This window comes from Neotabrizicola sp. VNH66, from assembly GCF_049445895.1.
Lineage (GTDB): Bacteria > Pseudomonadota > Alphaproteobacteria > Rhodobacterales > Rhodobacteraceae > Pseudogemmobacter.
Genome location: NZ_JBMSDW010000011.1, coordinates 1 through 14,870, shown reverse-complemented (window position 1 = coordinate 14,870; position 14,870 = coordinate 1). Strand labels below are relative to the sequence as shown.

Genomic DNA, 14,870 nt, shown 5'->3' with positions numbered 1-14,870 from the left:
GTTTCATCGGAAATCCCCCCTGCCCCGCCGCTCGCGGCTTTGTGCCGGGGCGTGACCGCGGGCGGGCACGGCTGAAACACTTGCCACTGCCGCACTGACCCGCGAAGAGGGGGCATCCCGGGGCTGAATGCGAAAGACACAGATGGAACTGACCCTGCCCGCCACCGCCGAGGCCGCCTTCGCGCATTATGAGGCCGTTCGTCCCCGTCTGCCCCAGACGGATTTCCCGCCCGAACCGCAGGCGAGAAGCACCACGCTGGAAGATGTGGCAGACCGCTGGGACGGGTTCATCCTCGACGCCTTCGGTGTGCTCAATGTGGGCGAGACGCCCATCCCCGGCGCGGTGGACCGGATGGCCCGGCTGCGCGCCATGGGCAAGAAGCTGTGCATCCTGACCAATGCCGCCAGCTTTCCGCGCAGCGAGGCGGTCAGCAAGTTCCGCCGTCTGGGCTATGATTTCACCGCGGATGAAATCGTCGCCTCGCGCGATGTGGCCGCCGCCGCGCTGGACGGGCTGGACCCCGGCGCCACTTGGGGCGCCATCGCGCGTGAGGGCGATGATTTCGCGGATCTGCCCGTCCCGGCCTTTGATCTGCTGGACGGGGACTGGGACCGTGCCGATGCCATCCTGTTTCTGGCCGCCGCCCGCTGGACGCCCGCGCATCAGGCCCGTCTGATCCACGCAATGGAGGCGCGGCCGCGGCTTCTGGTGGTGGCGAACCCCGATATCGTCGCGCCGCAGGGTACAGGCCTTTCCGTGGAGCCCGGCTTCTGGGCGCATCACCTTCTGGACCGGGTGCCGGTGCCTGCGCACTGGTTCGGCAAACCCTTCCCTGAGGCCTTTGCCGTGGCCGCCGCCCGCACCGGCCTGCCGCCCCATCGCCTTGCCATGGTGGGCGACACGCTGCACACCGATGTTCTGGGCGGTCGCGCTGCGGGCATGGGCACGGTTCTGGTGGCCGATCACGGGCTGTTCGCGGGCCGGGATGCCGCCCGCTTCATCCATGAAAGCGGCATCGTGCCGGATGCGGTTGTGGCGACGACCTGAGGCCTGCCATCCGCCCCGCCCCCGCAAGCCCCGCGGGCGCTTTCCGCGCGACACTCATGCCCGTCTGAACATGCTCGTCTGACAAGGACTACCGCTATCCGGATCGGACATGCCATCCGGGCGGATGCCAGCCCCGGTTCGCCTGTGCGGACCTGTTTCCGTCTGACGGATTCCGCGCGGCAGCCGGGGCCTTTTGATACGGCAGACTGAACCCAGCACACGGCGCGGGCGCTTTGCTTCTGCCCAAGAGAGGGGATCGCAGGCGAAGGCCTTGCGGCTGCAAACTCGGGTCAGCGCGCCGTTCTATCCCGCAGCCTGGACCAGAACCCACGGCCCCCGCTCCGGTGCGGTGCAGACCGGGATACGGCAGCCATAGACCCGTTCGATCATCGCGCCGGTCAGCACCTCTCCGGGCGGGCCCGAGGTGACGAAACGGCCCTGCGACAGAACCGCGATCCGGTCGGCGAACATGGCAGAGAGGTTCAGGTCATGCATCACCGCGACCACCGCACCGCCGCGGTCGGCATGGGCACGGGCGATCCGCATCACGGCGATCTGATGGGCGATGTCGAGGCTGGACACCGGCTCGTCCAGAAACAGCCAGCGCGGGCCATCCTGTCCCACCGGCGCGCCTGCCTGCAACAGAACGCGCGCCAGATGCACCCGCTGGCGTTCGCCGCCCGACAGGCTCTGCACCAGACGGTGGCCCATCCCCGACAGCCCGACCAGCGCCAGCAGCTCTTCGATCCGCCGGGGCGTGGGCGCGGGTCCGGCATGGGCGCCAAGCGCCACCACTTCGGCCGCAGTGAAGGCAAAGGCGACATGGGTTTCCTGCGGCAGCACGGCGCGCAGCGCGGCCAGCCGCTCCGGCCCCGCCGTCCGCACCTCCTGCCCGTTCAGCCGGGCCGATCCGGCATAGGCCGCCTCTCCGGTCACGGCCCGCAGAAGCGTGGACTTGCCGGACCCGGACGGCCCGACGATGGCGGTCAGCGTGCCGGGCGCCACCTCAAGGCTGATGCCGGACAGAATCTGCCGGCCCGACAGGCTGACGGAAAGGTCGCGGACGGACAGCATCTCAGAAGCCCGCCAGTCCGCGCTGACGCAACAGGATCCACAGGAACACCGGCGCACCGATCAGCGCCATGATCACCCCGATGGGCAGTTCGGCCGGTGCCGCGATGGTCCGGGCGATCATGTCGGCCGCCACCAGCAGCGTGCCGCCCAGAAGCGCGGCCGCTGGCAGAATGGCCCGATTGTCCGGCCCCGCCACCAACCGCAGCAGATGCGGGACCACGATGCCCACGAATCCGATCCCGCCCGCCAGCGCGACGGAAATCCCCGCCCCCGCCGCCGTGCCCAGAATGGCAAGGTTCTTCAGCCGTTGCACCCTGAGCCCCACATGCAGCGCCTGCGCCTCGCCCAGAGACAAAGCGTTCAGCCCCCGCGCCAGCAAGGGCGCCAGCACGAGAAGCGGCAGGATCATCGCGGCCCCCACGGCGATCTTGGGCCAAGTGGCGCCCGCCAGCGACCCCATGCCCCAGAAGGTCAGGTCACGCAGCTGCTTGTCATCGGCCAGATAGACCAGCACCCCGGTCACGGCACCGGACAGCGCGCCAAGCGCGATTCCGGCCAGCAGCATGGTGGCCACATTGGTCTGCCCCTCCCGCGTGGCGACGCGGTAAAGGAGGAGCGTCGAGCTCCAGCCGCCCAGAAAGGCCGCGAAAGCGGTCAGATGCGGCCCGGCCAGCGCGGCCAGCGAAGCAGGCAGCATGCCCCCTAGCACGATGGAGAGGACCGCCCCCAGCCCGGCGCCCGCGCCGACCCCGGTGATGCCGGGATCTGCCAGCGGGTTGCGGAACAGCCCCTGCATCAGCGCGCCGGACACCGCCAGCGCCCCGCCGATCAGAAACCCCATGACCAGCCGCGGCAGGCGGATGTCGAACAGCACCACCCGGTCGCGGGCCGAAAGTGCCTCGCCCCCGGTCAGCGCGGACAGGAGGCGCAGGGGGGACAGGCCCGCCGCCCCGGTGCCCAGCGACAAGAGTGCTACCGCCCCGGCCAGCAGGGCCAGCGCCAGCATCAGCGCCGTCCGGTCGCGGACCAGCCGCCCCGGCACCCGCATCTCCTGCCCGGCGGTGGCCATGGTCATTTTGCCAGACCCGGGTAAAGCGCCGCGAAAAGGTCGGCCGCGGCCTGCGGTGTGCGCGGGCCGAAGCCCAGCATCAGCATCCCGTCCATGCGGATGATCGCCCCGGTTTCCGCCGCGGGCGTCTGCGCCAGCGCGGGATGCGCCAGCACATCGGCATTGGCAATGGCCAGATCGCCCTCGCGGTCCATCATCAGCAGGACATCGGGCGCCGCGGTCAGCACCGCCTCATCGGTGATAGGCTTGTAGCCGGTGAACCCGGTGACGGCATTCACCCCGCCGGCCAGTTCGATGATGCCTTCGGCCTCGGTCCCCTGACCGGAGGCCATGACCTGCCCGCCCTGAATGGCCAGAATGAACATCACCTTCTTCGGCTGCGTCACGGTGGCGGCCCGCGCCTTTGCCGTGTCCAGCCCGGCGGTGACCGAAGCAGCCAGTTCCGCGGCCTTGTCCTGAAGGCCAAGCACGTCTCCGACCGCAAGGATCTTCTCGGCAATGCCTTCGGGCGTGGGCGCGCCGGGCATTTCCACGAAGGGAATGCCCGCAGACCGCAGCACCTCCACCGCCTCGGCCGGGCCTGCGCCCTCTTCCGAGATGATGAGGTCGGGGTCCAGCGCCAGCACCCCTTCGGGCGACAGCGCACGGATATAGCCCACATCGGGCAGCGCCAGAATGCTTTCAGGATAGTTCGAGGTGGTGTCCCGGGCGATCAGCCGGTCCGCCGCGCCCAGTTCCACCACGATCTCGGTCACCGATCCGCCGACCGAAACGACGCGGCGGGCCTCCGGGTAGGTCTCGGCCGCGGCGGGCAGAGACAGGGCCAAAAGCCCCGCCAGTGCCGCGCGGATCATGCCGGCACCTCTTCCAGCACCGGCAGGCTGGCGGCCAGTTCGTTCCACGGCTCCGCCGGGGTGTCCTTGCGGTAGCCGAAGATCTGCAGGATCAGCATGCCGTCCTTGTCAAAGGCCTCGACGCTGACCGCCTCGCCCGTACGGGTGGGTTTGCGGACCAGCCAGACCTCGGCCACATGATCGGTGCGCAGGTGCATGTCGAACCGCGGGTCCAGCACGTTGATCCACGGCCCCATCGGCACGATCCGGTCCACCGGCCCGCCATGGATCTGGATGCAGCCCATGTTGCCCACGAAGATCATCACCGGGACCTTGCGCGCGGAGGCGAGTTCCAGCGTGCGCGTCACCGCATCCAGCGCCAATGGCACCGCATGGGGCGCACCGACCACGCGGTTCGCGCCCAGCCGGTTCATCTTCAGGCCCTTCACCATGCCAAGGAACTGGTGGGTGTCGGTCATCCGGCCCCATGCCGCGCGCAGCTCGTCACGCTGTGCGGTCTCCCCTTTCGGACCCTCCACCGGTTTGCGCGGTTGCAGGTCCAGAACACCCGACTGCGCCGGCAGCGCCAGCGCGGGCACCATCCGGTCCCATGCGGACACATCGGATGCCTCACGCAGATAAATCTTGTGAACCGCATCGCCCGCGGCGTCGAAAATCTGGATCGAGCGTTTCGGGCCCTTCTCGCCCTGCTCTTCCACCGCGAAGCCATGCACCCAGTGCGACGGGAAAATCCGCAGGTCGATTTCCGGGTCCAGCACTATCGCGGCGATTTCACCGCTGCGGTAATCGGAATAGACCCCCACCCGCTCATGCACGCAGGATTCGTTGCGGGTCAGCGCCATGACCTCGCCCATCTCCTTGACGAAGGGCATCAGCCCGTCGGGATGGGCGGCGATGGCGGTGGTGCCGTGGCCGACATAGGCGGCGACCAGCTCTGCCTCGGTGATGCCGTTCGAATGGGCAAAATCACGGGCGCGGGACGGCGCCTTTTCGGCGCGAAGGTTACGGATATCTTCCGGGCTCAGGCGGGGTGCCATGGCGTTTCCTTTTGCATTTCGGGAACGCGCGCCTCTGGCTTCGGGCTGGGCCGCGATGTCCTATCCCGTTCGGGATACTTGACAATTACACTCGGCATTCCTAGAAGCCTTTTCCTGACAGATCAAGTCAGAATCTTCTGCACCGCCAGCTCGTCCCCATGGGAAGCCAGCCCCTCTGCCAGAAACGGGACATCGAAGGGGACCCCATGACCTTGCCACCCACATCCGCCCTGAAAAGGCGGCTTCTCGCCTCGGCCACCTTGCTTGCGCTTTGCACGACACCTGCCCTTGCACAGGAGCAGGGCGGCTTTTTCCAGATGCTGGGCCGCATCATCCTTGGGACCGGCACGGCCAAGGTGGCGATCGAGACGCCGCAGGCGGTGACTGCGTTGGAACAATCTGACATCGACCAGAAGCAGCCCTCGACCCTGGCCGATCTGCTGAAGGGCGTCCCCGGCGTGCAGACCGCAGGCGCCTCGGCGCGTCCGCTGGGCCAGGCGTTCAACATCCGCGGCATCGGCGCGACCGAACAGGCCGCTTCGGAAGAGCGGATCAAGGTCACGGTGGACGGTGCGCCGAAGTTCTTCGAAGGCTACCGCATGGGCAGCTTCTTCGGCGATCTGGAGCTGTTCAAGCGGGTCGAAGTGCTGCGCGGCCCGGCCTCCTCGACGCTTTACGGCACCGGGACCATCGGCGGCGTTGTGGCCTTTACCACCAAGGATGCCAGCGACTTCCTGACCGCGGATCAGAATTCCGCACTGCGGGTGAAGGGTTCTTACGGGTCGAACGGCGATTCCCTTGGTTATGGCGTCCTTTATGCCACCCGCGCGGGCAATGCCGAATTCCTCGTCTCGCTGCACAAGACCGACAATGACGTGGTGCAGGACGGATCGGGCGACGATATCCGCGGGACCGAGTTCCACGGCACCTCGGCGCTGGTCAAGGGCAAGTGGACCTTTGGTCAGGACAACGACCAGACGCTGACCTTCTCTTACTCGCGCAGCGAATCCGATCTGCATGACACCGAGGTGGTCCAGTCCGGCGGCGCAGCCTTCATGGGCGTCTTCGGCCTGATGGATGTGCAGACTCAGGACGATACCGCCACCCTGACCTGGAACCACGGCTTTGCCGGGAACGATCTCCTTGATCTGACGGTGCAGCTGTCCTACACCGACACGACCGTGGACAAGGACAACTTCCACGGCGGCATGGCCAGCTGCGGCCCGGGCAATCTGGCGATTCTCTGCCCCTCGACCTATGGCTACAAGACGGTCGCGCTGAAGGTCGAAAACACCGCCGATATCTCGTTCGGCGCATGGGAGAATTACCTGACCTTCGGAACCCAGTTCCAGAAGCAGGACCGCACCGCCTCATCCTCGCTGGGCAGCTTCGCCTTCCACCCCGAGGGCACCGACACCAAGGTCGGCGTCTATGCGCAGGGCGAATTCACGCTGAACGACCGGCTGGTCCTGATCCCCGGTATCCGCGTCGATTTCGGTGATCGCGATCCCTCGGCCGCCGTCATTGCGGCAGGCGGTTCGGCCACCGACGACAGCGCAATGTCCGCCTCGCTGGCCGCGATGTATGAACTGAACGACAGGTTCGCCGTCTTCGCCTCCTACTCCACCACCGAGCGGATGCCGACGCTGGACGAGCTTTACACCACGGGCGGTGTGCAGGCCCCGGCTCTGACGCTGGAGAAGGAAGAGGCCAAGACCTGGGAACTGGGCTTCACGGTCAACCAGGAAGGCGTGTTCTCTGACACCGACCTCCTCCAGCTGAAGGTGACGGGTTTCCACAACGACCTGACCAACATGGTCACCCGCAACAGCGGCGGTCCGGCGGGTTCGCCCTATTACACCAACATCGGCAAGGCGAAACTTTGGGGCGCCGAGCTGGAGGCGTCTTACGACGCAGAGCGCTGGTTTGCCGGTGCCTCGTGGAGCAAGGTGAAATCCCGCAACGAGCTGACCGGCGCACAGCTGGCCGATACCCCGTCCGAGACGGTCTCGCTGACGGCCGGCGTCAAGCTGCCCGCGCAAAACCTTGTTCTGGGCTGGCGCGGCTACTATCACGACAATATCGCGACTGGCCCGGCCCTGACCACCGGCAATGCGCTGGCGGGCAAGGCCTATGACACGCACGATCTGTTCGTGACGTGGAAGCCGGAAGACGGCGCGCTGGCGGGGATGGAAGTGAACTTCGCGGTCGAGAATGTGTTCGACACGGCCTATATGAACAACCTTGCGCTCGACGAAGGGGCTGGCCGCAGCGCTAAGCTGTCGATCGCCAAGACCTTTGCCTGGTAAGACAGAAAGACGACGGATGCGGGTTCTGCTTTCCCTTTTGATCGTGGCCTTTGCAACGGCCGCAGCGGCACAGGACGGCACCCCGCCCGCCGTGATCCCCGAGGCGCCGGTTCAGTCCGGCGCCCCGGCCGAAGAGGCGGCGCCGCCCGCCCTGCCCGCGGTTCCCGCCGCGGGTGATGCGGCGCCTGCCGCACCCTCCGGGTCTGTCCCGGGCGGTGTCCCCGCGGCCACGCCCGCGGCCCCCGGCGTGGGTCCGGCAACGGCACCCGCCACCGCGACTGCCCCTGAAGTGATGCCTGCCGCTGCAGAACCTGCTGCCGCGACCGAGCCCGATCCTTCAACCCTCCACACCTCGACCGATCTCGTCTCCATCGTGAAGGAGGCGCATTGGGTGGTGCAGGCGGTGATGGCGGGCCTTGCCGTCGCGGCCTTTGCCACGCTGGTCATCTACATCCAGAAAACGGCCGAATTCGCCTTTGCCTTCCGTGCCCTGTCGCGGACCGGGCGCAGCCTTGGCGCCGCGGGCGGGCTGCAGGCCGCCGCCGATGCGGTGCAGGCCCAACGCGGCCCCGGTGCCGACATGGTCCGCGCCGCAGCCGAGGAACTGCAGCTTGCCGCCGCCGAACCCGCGCTGATCGCCGGAACGCGGGAACGCACGCAGGCCGCCCTTGCCCGGATCGAGGCGGGCGCGGCTCAACGGCTGCGCGGCGGCACCGGCATTCTGGCCTCCATCGGCTCGCTCTCGCCCTTCGTCGGGCTCTTCGGCACCGTCTTCGGCATCATGAACAGCTTCCTTGCCATTGCCGAGACGAAGACCACCAACCTTGCCGTCGTGGCCCCCGGCATTGCCGAGGCGCTGCTGGCCACTGCCATCGGTCTGGCGGCAGCGATCCCGGCCGTGCTGATCTACAACATCTGCTCGCGCCGTCTGGCGCGCTATCGCCACCGGCTGGCCGATGTGGCCGCCGCAACGCAACGCTACCAGAGCCAGGCGCTGGACCGTCTGGCGGCGGGGGGCTGAGCCATGGCGGTTTCTCTGGGCGGCGGGCCGGACGACGATACCGAAGAAATGTCCGAGATCAACGTCACGCCGTTCATCGATGTGATGTTGGTCCTGCTGATCGTCTTCATGGTGGCGGCGCCCCTGTCCACCGTGGATGTGCCGGTCAACCTGCCCGGATCCTCGGCCGCGCCGCAGACCCGCCCGGATGAACCTTTGTGGCTGTCGCTGGGCGCCGACCGGGTGCTGAGCCTTGGCAACGAACCCGTGACGACGGACACGCTGCAGGCGGCGCTGGACGCGGCCAGCGGTGGTAACCGTGAAACCGCGGTCTTCCTGCGGGCGGACCGCGACATTCCCTATGGCGAGCTGATGGCCGTTCTCGACGGGTTGCGCGGGGCGGGCTATCTGAAGGTCGCGCTGGTCGGGCTGGAAGGTGCCGCCGGCGCCGCAGGAGGTGCACCATGACACGATCCGCAAGATCCGCTTCGGGTTGCCCCGTCGCGCCGCTGCTGCCCTGTTTCCCGGGCCGGTCGCAGCGCGGGATGTGGGGCTGGCTCGCCTCGACCAGCGTGGCCGCGCTCTTGATCACCGGGGTGGCCGCGCTGGCCATGTCGATCCAGCCTGCGGGCGAATCGATGGGCGAAGAGGCCGCGCCGCTGATGGTCATGCTGCCCCCCTCGCCCGCGGTGGAGGCGATGACGGAACCGGCGCCCGAAGTCTCCGAAGAGGTGCCCGAAGAACAGGCCGAGGCGCCGGTGGAAGATGTCGCCCCCGACGCGCCCGAACTGACCGAAGCGCCGGATGTGCCCGATCTGCCCGAAATGACCGAGGCGCCGGCAGATGACGCCCCCGTGGCAGACATCCCCCCGCCCCCGCCGCAGGTGGCAGATGTCTCGATCCGCCCGAAGGCCCGGCCGGAGCGCCCGGAAGAGCCGGAGCCGGTGAAGAAGGCCGAGGTGAAGCCGAAGAAGGTGGAGAAGAAGACCGCCAAGGCGAAACCGACCGAAAAGCCCCCGGAAAAGAAGAAGGCCGCCGCCGCGGCTGCCTCCTCCAGTGCCGCGTCAAAGCCCGCATCCGGCGCCGCCTCGGCCGGGTCGGGCAAGGTCAGCGCCGCAACCTATGGCGCGCAGGTGATGAAGAAGGTCAAAAAGACCAAGCAGAAGCGGATCAGCGCGAAAGGCGTGGCTGTTGTGGCCTTCACGATCTCGGACAATGGCGGGCTGGCGGGAGTGTCCATCGCGCGCAGCTCCGGCTCGGCCGAACTGGATCAGGTGGCGCTGGACCATATCCGCCGCTCTGCCCCCTTCCCCGCCCCGCCGCCCGGCGTGGGCCGCAGCTATTCGTTCGAGTTTCTGGGAAGATAACGGCCAGAGGCCGGGAGGAACGGCCGTCCCCGGCCCTGCGGGGACGAGCGGGAGACCGGCCAGTTCGGGACCGGCATCTCACCCGCCCGGCAGCACCGCCGCGCCCAGTCCGACGATGCGGTCATGCACCGTCCGCGCGGCAGGGGACAGCGGCGCGTGCTGGGGGTGGACCAGAAACCACTGGCGGATCAACGGCAGGCCCGGCGCGTCCAGCGTGACCAGACGGCCCTGCTGCACCTCATCCGTCACGGTATGCAGCGACAGGAAGGCCAGCCCCAGCCCGGCCAGCACCGCCTGTTTGATCGTCTCATTCGACCCCATGACCGTCAGGTCGAAGACCCGCCCCTCGGCCTGACTGTCCAGATAGCGCGTCATCAGGATGCGGGTGCCGGACCCGTCCTCGCGCGTGATCATCGGCTGATCCACCAGATCCTCGACCGTGACGCGCCGCCCGGCCAAGGGGTGACCCGCGGGCGCGACCAGACCATGGGGATGCGGACCAAGGACGGTGGCCGTCACCTCCGGGTGGCGCGGCGGGCGGCCCATGATGGCCAGATCCACCGCCCCCCGCTCCAGATCGGCCACGATCCCTTCGCGGTTGGCCTCGTGCAGCGAAACCTCGATCCCCGGGCACAGATCCTTCAGCCGGGCCACCAGCCGGGGGGCGAAATATTTCGCGGTGGAGACGACGCCCAAGGTCACCCGGCCCGCATGGCCCGCCTTCACTGCGGCAATTTGTTCCACACAGCCGCGCAGGGCAATGTCGATCCGCCGCGCGGTTTCCAGCACCAGCGCCGCCTCTGGCGTGGGGCGAGAGCCGGACCCGTCGGGCGCCCGGATCAGCAGCGGAACCGCCAAGGCATTCTCCAGACTGCGGATTTGGGCGTGGACCGCGGGCGGCGACAGGCCCAGCCCCCCCGCCGCCGCGGTCAACGACCCGGTCTCGGCCACGGCCAGCAGGGCGCGCAGCTGGCGCAGAGTGACGGCATCCATCCTTGGCATTCATATTTCCTGAAGACTGCTTCCGCCTAATTAAATTTCCACGAAACAGACAATGGCGCAAGGTCCGCCCATCAGCATTGCCATCGGGGGAGGAGCCGCCGTGCGGGATGCAAGGCTAGAGACACCGGACACCTATGTTCCGGCGCAATATCAGGATGTTGTCCAGCGCATCGCCGGGGTGGCCGCCACTCTGGCGCGGCGGATCGCCCGCGGCGGGCTGGACGAGGCGCTGCATGACGACACGCTGGCCGCGAATGCGGATGGCGATGCGCAGAAGGCGCTGGATGTGATCGCCGACGTGGCCTTCCGGGCCGCGCTGGCCGGATCGGACGTGCGGTTCTTCGCCTCGGAAGAGCAGGACAGCGCGCTTGAACTGAACCCCGCCGGGGGGCTGGCACTGGCCATCGACCCGCTGGACGGATCGTCGAACATCGCGGTGAATGTCTCCATCGGGTCGATCTTCGCAATCTTCCCGGCGGGCGACACCGCCGAAGACAGCTTCCTCCGCCCCGGGCGGGATCTGGTCGGCGCGGGCTATGTGATCTACGGGCCCCAATGCTGCCTGATGCTCAGCTTCGGCGCAGGGGTGCAGAAATACCTGCTGGACCCCGACACCGGGCGGTTCCGGCTGGGGGACCCCGCCGTCACCATCTGCCGCAAGTCGTTCGAGTTTGCGATCAACGCCTCGAACTACCGGCACTGGACACGGCCCGTGCGGGCCTGGGTCGATGACTGCATGGCCGGGACCGAAGGGCCGCGGGAAAAGAACTTCAACATGCGATGGGTCGCCTCTCTGGTGGCCGAAACGCACCGCATCCTGTCGCGCGGGGGCGTGTTCCTTTACCCCGCCGATGCCCGCCGCGGCTATGAACGGGGCCGCTTGCGCTATCTCTATGAATGCGCGCCCATCGCCTTTCTGGTGGAACAGGCGGGCGGCCGCGCCACCGACGGGATCGACCCGATCCTGAACCACCGCCCCCGCAGCCTGCACGAACGCACGCCTTTCATCTTCGGCTCGGCCGACAATGTGGCGCGCGTCTCGGCCTACCATGACCTTCCCCAAGCCGAAACGGCCGCCCTGTTCGGCAGCCGCGGCCTGTTCCGGAGCTGATCCATGAGCAACCAGCACCCCATCATCTCGGTCACCGGCTCTTCGGGCGCGGGCACGACCACGGTGAAACACACCTTCGACCAGATCTTCCGGCGTGAGGGGATCAAGGCCGTGTCCATCGAGGGCGACGCCTTCCACCGCTTCGACCGCGAGGCGATGAAGGCCGAACTCGCCCGCCGCACCGCCACAGGCGACATGACCTTCTCGCATTTTTCCTATGAGGCGAATGAACTGGTCGAGCTGGAGCGGGTGTTCCGCGACTATGGCGAAACCGGCAAGGGCCGGACCCGCCACTACATCCATGACGAGCGGGAGGCCGCGCTTTACGCCGGACGACCCGGCACCTTCACCGACTGGGCCCCGTTCGAGGACGGATCGGACCTCCTCTTCTACGAAGGGTTGCATGGCGCGGTGGTGAACAACGAGGTCTCCATCGCCCGCCACGCCGATCTGAAGGTGGGGGTGGTGCCGGTCATCAATCTGGAATGGATCCAGAAGATCCACCGCGACCGCGCGACCCGCGGCTATTCGACCGAGGCGGTGACCGACACCATCCTGCGCCGGATGCATGCCTATGTGCATTGCATCTGCCCGCAGTTCACCGAAACCGACATCAACTTTCAGCGGGTGCCGGTCGTCGACACCTCTGACCCGTTCATCGCGCGCTGGATTCCCACGGCGGATGAAAGCCTTGTGGTGATCCGGTTCAAATCCCCGCGCGGCATCGACTTTCCCTATCTGATCTCGATGATCGCGGGGTCCTGGATGACGCGGGCCAATTCCATCGTCATCCCCGGCAACAAGCTGGACCTTGCGATGCAGCTGATCCTGACGCCGCTGATCCTGCGGCTGATCGACCGCAAAAAGCGCCACTGAAAGGACCTGTCATGAACGTGCAGACCACGGTCACCGCCGACGAGCGGCTGATGGCGCATGCGATCCGCGCCCTGACGATGGATGCGGTGCAGAAAGCAAACTCGGGCCATCCGGGCATGCCGATGGGCATGGCCGATGTGGCGGCGGTGCTGTTCAACCGCTTCATCACGCTGAACCCCGCCGCACATGACTGGCCCGACCGCGACCGTTTCGTGCTGTCGGCGGGCCACGGCTCGATGCTGCTTTATGCGCTGAACCACCTTCTGGGCTATCCCGATATGGGCATGGACCAGCTGCAAAGCTTCCGCCAATGGGGCGCGCGGACCGCCGGGCATCCGGAATACGGTCATGCGCAGGGGGTGGAGGTGACGACCGGCCCCTTGGGCCAGGGCATCGCCACCGCCGTGGGCATGGCTTTGGCCGAGCGGATGGGGGCCGCACGTTTTCCGGGGCTGGTGGATCATTACACCTGGGTCATCGCCGGTGACGGCTGCCTGATGGAGGGGATCAGTCAGGAAGCCATCGACCTTGCCGGCCATCTGAAGCTGTCGAAGCTGATCGTCCTCTGGGACGACAACCGCATCACCATCGACGGCGATACGGCACTGTCCACCTCGGTCGATCAGGGGGCGCGGTTCCGCGCCTCCGGGTGGAAGGTGCTGACCTGCGACGGTCACACCCCCGCCGAAATCGCCGATGCCATCGAAGAGGCGCGGCGGTCCGACCGCCCGGTGATGATCGCCTGCCGCACGCTGATCGGCTGCGGCGCCCCGAACAAGCAGGGCGGCCATGATGTCCACGGCGCCCCCCTTGGCCCGGACGAGATTGCCGCGGCGCGCGCCCATCTGGGCTGGCCGCATGCTCCGTTCGACATCCCGGCCGAGGTTTATGCAGCGTTTTCCCGGGTCGCCTCTCGTGGGGCCGAGGCGCACCGGGATTGGGCGGCACGGCTTTCGGTCTCTCCCGACCGTGCCGCCTTCCTTGCCGCACAGGCGGCGGACAGTGCCGCGCTGACCGCGCCGATGGCCGCTTTCAAGGCCGGGCTTCTGGCCGACCGGCCCAAGGTCGCCACCCGCAAAGCCAGCGAAATGGCCCTTGCCGTGGTCAATGCGGCGCTGCCCTTCACCTTGGGCGGATCGGCGGACCTCACGGGGTCGAACCTGACGCGGACCAAAGGCATGACCGCCGTGACGCCGGGGGAATTTGCCGGGCGCTATATCCACTACGGCATCCGCGAACACGGGATGGCGGCGGCGATGAACGGCATCGCGCTGCACGGGTTGTTCCGGCCCTATGGCGGCACGTTCATGGCCTTTGCCGATTACTGCCGCCCGGCGATCCGGCTGGCCGCGCTGATGGGGGTGCCGACGGTCTTTGTGATGACCCATGACAGCATCGGTCTGGGCGAGGACGGGCCGACACACCAGCCGGTGGAACATCTGGCCAGTCTGCGGGCGATCCCGAACGTGACGGTGCTGCGCCCCTGCGATGCGGTGGAAACCGCCGAAGCGTGGGAGGTGGCGATGGCCAGCCGCGACCGCCCGGTGCTTCTGGCCCTGTCGCGGCAGAACCTGCCCCTGCTGCGCCGCGACGCGACAGAGAACATGACCGCGAAGGGCGGCTATGTGATCCGCTGGGCAGAACGCCGCGACGTGACGCTGATCGCCACCGGGTCGGAGGTGGAGATCGCCTGTGCCGCCGCAGATCTGCTGGCCGCTGACGGGATCGAGGCCGCGGTGGTGTCGCTCCCCTCCTTCGAACTGTTTGCAGCCCAGCCCGAGGCCTACCGCCGCAGCGTGCTGGGCACCGGCCCCCGTGTGGGGGTGGAGGCGGCGATCCGCATGGGATGGGACGCCGTGCTGCGCCCCGAGGACCGCTTCGTCGGCATGACGGGCTTCGGCGCCTCGGCCCCGGCGGACCGGCTTTACCGTGAATTCGGCATCACCGCAGAGGCGGTGGCCGCTGCCGCAAGAGAGATGAGGACGAAATGACGACGAAGGTTGCCATCAACGGATTTGGCCGGATCGGGCGCAATGTATTGCGGGCGATCATCGAATCGGGGCGCACGGACATTGAGGTCGTGGCGCTGAACGATCTGGGCCCGGTCGAGACCAATGCGCATC

14 protein-coding genes are annotated in these 14,870 nt (G+C 67.7%); 9 read left to right on the top strand and 5 right to left on the bottom strand.

The annotated features are described in order from the left end of the window. The first annotated feature begins 142 nt into the window (after positions 1-142). A complete protein-coding gene (locus ACO2Q5_RS15430; protein WP_423292618.1) occupies positions 143-1,048 on the top strand; it encodes an HAD-IIA family hydrolase in 906 nt (301 codons plus the stop codon). 303 nt (positions 1,049-1,351) lie between these two features. Here ACO2Q5_RS15430 and ACO2Q5_RS15425 read toward each other — a convergent pair whose 3' ends face one another. The 4 genes from ACO2Q5_RS15425 to ACO2Q5_RS15410 are packed head-to-tail and all read right to left on the bottom strand — an operon-like array spanning position 1,352 to position 5,082. Next, on the bottom strand, positions 1,352-2,122 hold the full coding sequence (locus ACO2Q5_RS15425; protein WP_423292616.1) for a heme ABC transporter ATP-binding protein: 771 nt from the start codon (positions 2,120-2,122) through the stop codon (positions 1,352-1,354). Between the two features lies 1 nt (position 2,123). Continuing rightward, entirely contained in the window at positions 2,124-3,191 is a 1,068-nt protein-coding gene (locus tag ACO2Q5_RS15420; RefSeq protein ID WP_423292875.1) for a FecCD family ABC transporter permease, read from the bottom strand. 2 nt (positions 3,192-3,193) lie between these two features. Continuing rightward, entirely contained in the window at positions 3,194-4,045 is an 852-nt protein-coding gene (locus ACO2Q5_RS15415; protein WP_423292614.1) for a heme/hemin ABC transporter substrate-binding protein, read from the bottom strand. Continuing rightward, positions 4,042-5,082, bottom strand: a complete 1,041-nt coding sequence (locus ACO2Q5_RS15410; RefSeq protein ID WP_423292612.1) for a hemin-degrading factor — start codon at positions 5,080-5,082, stop codon at positions 4,042-4,044. The genes ACO2Q5_RS15415 and ACO2Q5_RS15410 overlap by 4 nt, the downstream gene beginning before the upstream one ends. A gap of 206 nt (positions 5,083-5,288) precedes the next feature. Between ACO2Q5_RS15410 and ACO2Q5_RS15405 the strand changes: the two genes are divergently transcribed. The 4 genes from ACO2Q5_RS15405 to ACO2Q5_RS15390 are packed head-to-tail and all read left to right on the top strand — an operon-like array spanning position 5,289 to position 9,758. Next, positions 5,289-7,391, top strand: coding sequence for a TonB-dependent receptor domain-containing protein (locus tag ACO2Q5_RS15405; RefSeq protein ID WP_423292610.1), 2,103 nt, complete (start codon positions 5,289-5,291; stop codon positions 7,389-7,391). A 16-nt stretch (positions 7,392-7,407) separates the two neighbouring features. Further along, positions 7,408-8,412, top strand: coding sequence for a tonB-system energizer ExbB (gene exbB / locus ACO2Q5_RS15400; RefSeq protein WP_423292608.1), 1,005 nt, complete (start codon positions 7,408-7,410; stop codon positions 8,410-8,412). A gap of 3 nt (positions 8,413-8,415) precedes the next feature. Next, positions 8,416-8,859 (top strand): TonB system transport protein ExbD, encoded by a 444-nt coding sequence (gene exbD / locus ACO2Q5_RS15395; protein ID WP_423292606.1) that lies wholly within the window; start codon positions 8,416-8,418, stop codon positions 8,857-8,859. Continuing rightward, positions 8,856-9,758 carry an energy transducer TonB family protein gene (locus tag ACO2Q5_RS15390; RefSeq protein WP_423292604.1) on the top strand — a complete coding sequence of 301 codons (903 nt, stop codon included), beginning with the start codon at positions 8,856-8,858 and terminating at the stop codon, positions 9,756-9,758. Before exbD ends, ACO2Q5_RS15390 begins: the two co-directional genes overlap by 4 nt. 78 nt (positions 9,759-9,836) lie before the next feature. Here the strand turns inward: ACO2Q5_RS15390 and cbbR are convergent, their stop codons facing one another. Further along, positions 9,837-10,760, bottom strand: a complete 924-nt coding sequence (gene cbbR / locus ACO2Q5_RS15385; protein ID WP_423292602.1) for a LysR family regulator CbbR — start codon at positions 10,758-10,760, stop codon at positions 9,837-9,839. Between the two features lie 52 nt (positions 10,761-10,812). Between cbbR and ACO2Q5_RS15380 the strand changes: the two genes are divergently transcribed. The 4 genes from ACO2Q5_RS15380 to ACO2Q5_RS15365 form a co-directional block, all read left to right on the top strand. Further along, positions 10,813-11,871: a class 1 fructose-bisphosphatase gene (locus ACO2Q5_RS15380; RefSeq protein ID WP_423292600.1), complete on the top strand. Its 1,059-nt coding sequence runs from the start codon at positions 10,813-10,815 to the stop codon at positions 11,869-11,871. A 3-nt stretch (positions 11,872-11,874) separates the two neighbouring features. Continuing rightward, a complete protein-coding gene (locus tag ACO2Q5_RS15375) occupies positions 11,875-12,747 on the top strand; it encodes a phosphoribulokinase (protein ID WP_423292598.1) in 873 nt (290 codons plus the stop codon). An 11-nt stretch (positions 12,748-12,758) separates the two neighbouring features. After that, positions 12,759-14,738, top strand: a complete 1,980-nt coding sequence (tkt, locus tag ACO2Q5_RS15370; protein WP_423292596.1) for a transketolase — start codon at positions 12,759-12,761, stop codon at positions 14,736-14,738. Then, positions 14,735-14,870: glyceraldehyde 3-phosphate dehydrogenase NAD-binding domain-containing protein (locus ACO2Q5_RS15365; protein ID WP_423292873.1), on the top strand; the 136-nt coding region annotated here is incomplete at its 3' end. The genes tkt and ACO2Q5_RS15365, both read left to right, overlap by 4 nt.

Coding starts and splice junctions, on each gene's coding strand:
- ACO2Q5_RS15430 (WP_423292618.1), top strand. CDS start 143: ATGGAACTGACCCTGCCCGCCACCGCCGAGGCCGCCTTCGCGCATTAT.
- ACO2Q5_RS15425 (WP_423292616.1), bottom strand. CDS start 2,122: ATGCTGTCCGTCCGCGACCTTTCCGTCAGCCTGTCGGGCCGGCAGATT.
- ACO2Q5_RS15420 (WP_423292875.1), bottom strand. CDS start 3,191: ATGGCCACCGCCGGGCAGGAGATGCGGGTGCCGGGGCGGCTGGTCCGC.
- ACO2Q5_RS15415 (WP_423292614.1), bottom strand. CDS start 4,045: ATGATCCGCGCGGCACTGGCGGGGCTTTTGGCCCTGTCTCTGCCCGCC.
- ACO2Q5_RS15410 (WP_423292612.1), bottom strand. CDS start 5,082: ATGGCACCCCGCCTGAGCCCGGAAGATATCCGTAACCTTCGCGCCGAA.
- ACO2Q5_RS15405 (WP_423292610.1), top strand. CDS start 5,289: ATGACCTTGCCACCCACATCCGCCCTGAAAAGGCGGCTTCTCGCCTCG.
- exbB (WP_423292608.1), top strand. CDS start 7,408: ATGCGGGTTCTGCTTTCCCTTTTGATCGTGGCCTTTGCAACGGCCGCA.
- exbD (WP_423292606.1), top strand. CDS start 8,416: ATGGCGGTTTCTCTGGGCGGCGGGCCGGACGACGATACCGAAGAAATG.
- ACO2Q5_RS15390 (WP_423292604.1), top strand. CDS start 8,856: ATGACACGATCCGCAAGATCCGCTTCGGGTTGCCCCGTCGCGCCGCTG.
- cbbR (WP_423292602.1), bottom strand. CDS start 10,760: ATGCCAAGGATGGATGCCGTCACTCTGCGCCAGCTGCGCGCCCTGCTG.
- ACO2Q5_RS15380 (WP_423292600.1), top strand. CDS start 10,813: ATGGCGCAAGGTCCGCCCATCAGCATTGCCATCGGGGGAGGAGCCGCC.
- ACO2Q5_RS15375 (WP_423292598.1), top strand. CDS start 11,875: ATGAGCAACCAGCACCCCATCATCTCGGTCACCGGCTCTTCGGGCGCG.
- tkt (WP_423292596.1), top strand. CDS start 12,759: ATGAACGTGCAGACCACGGTCACCGCCGACGAGCGGCTGATGGCGCAT.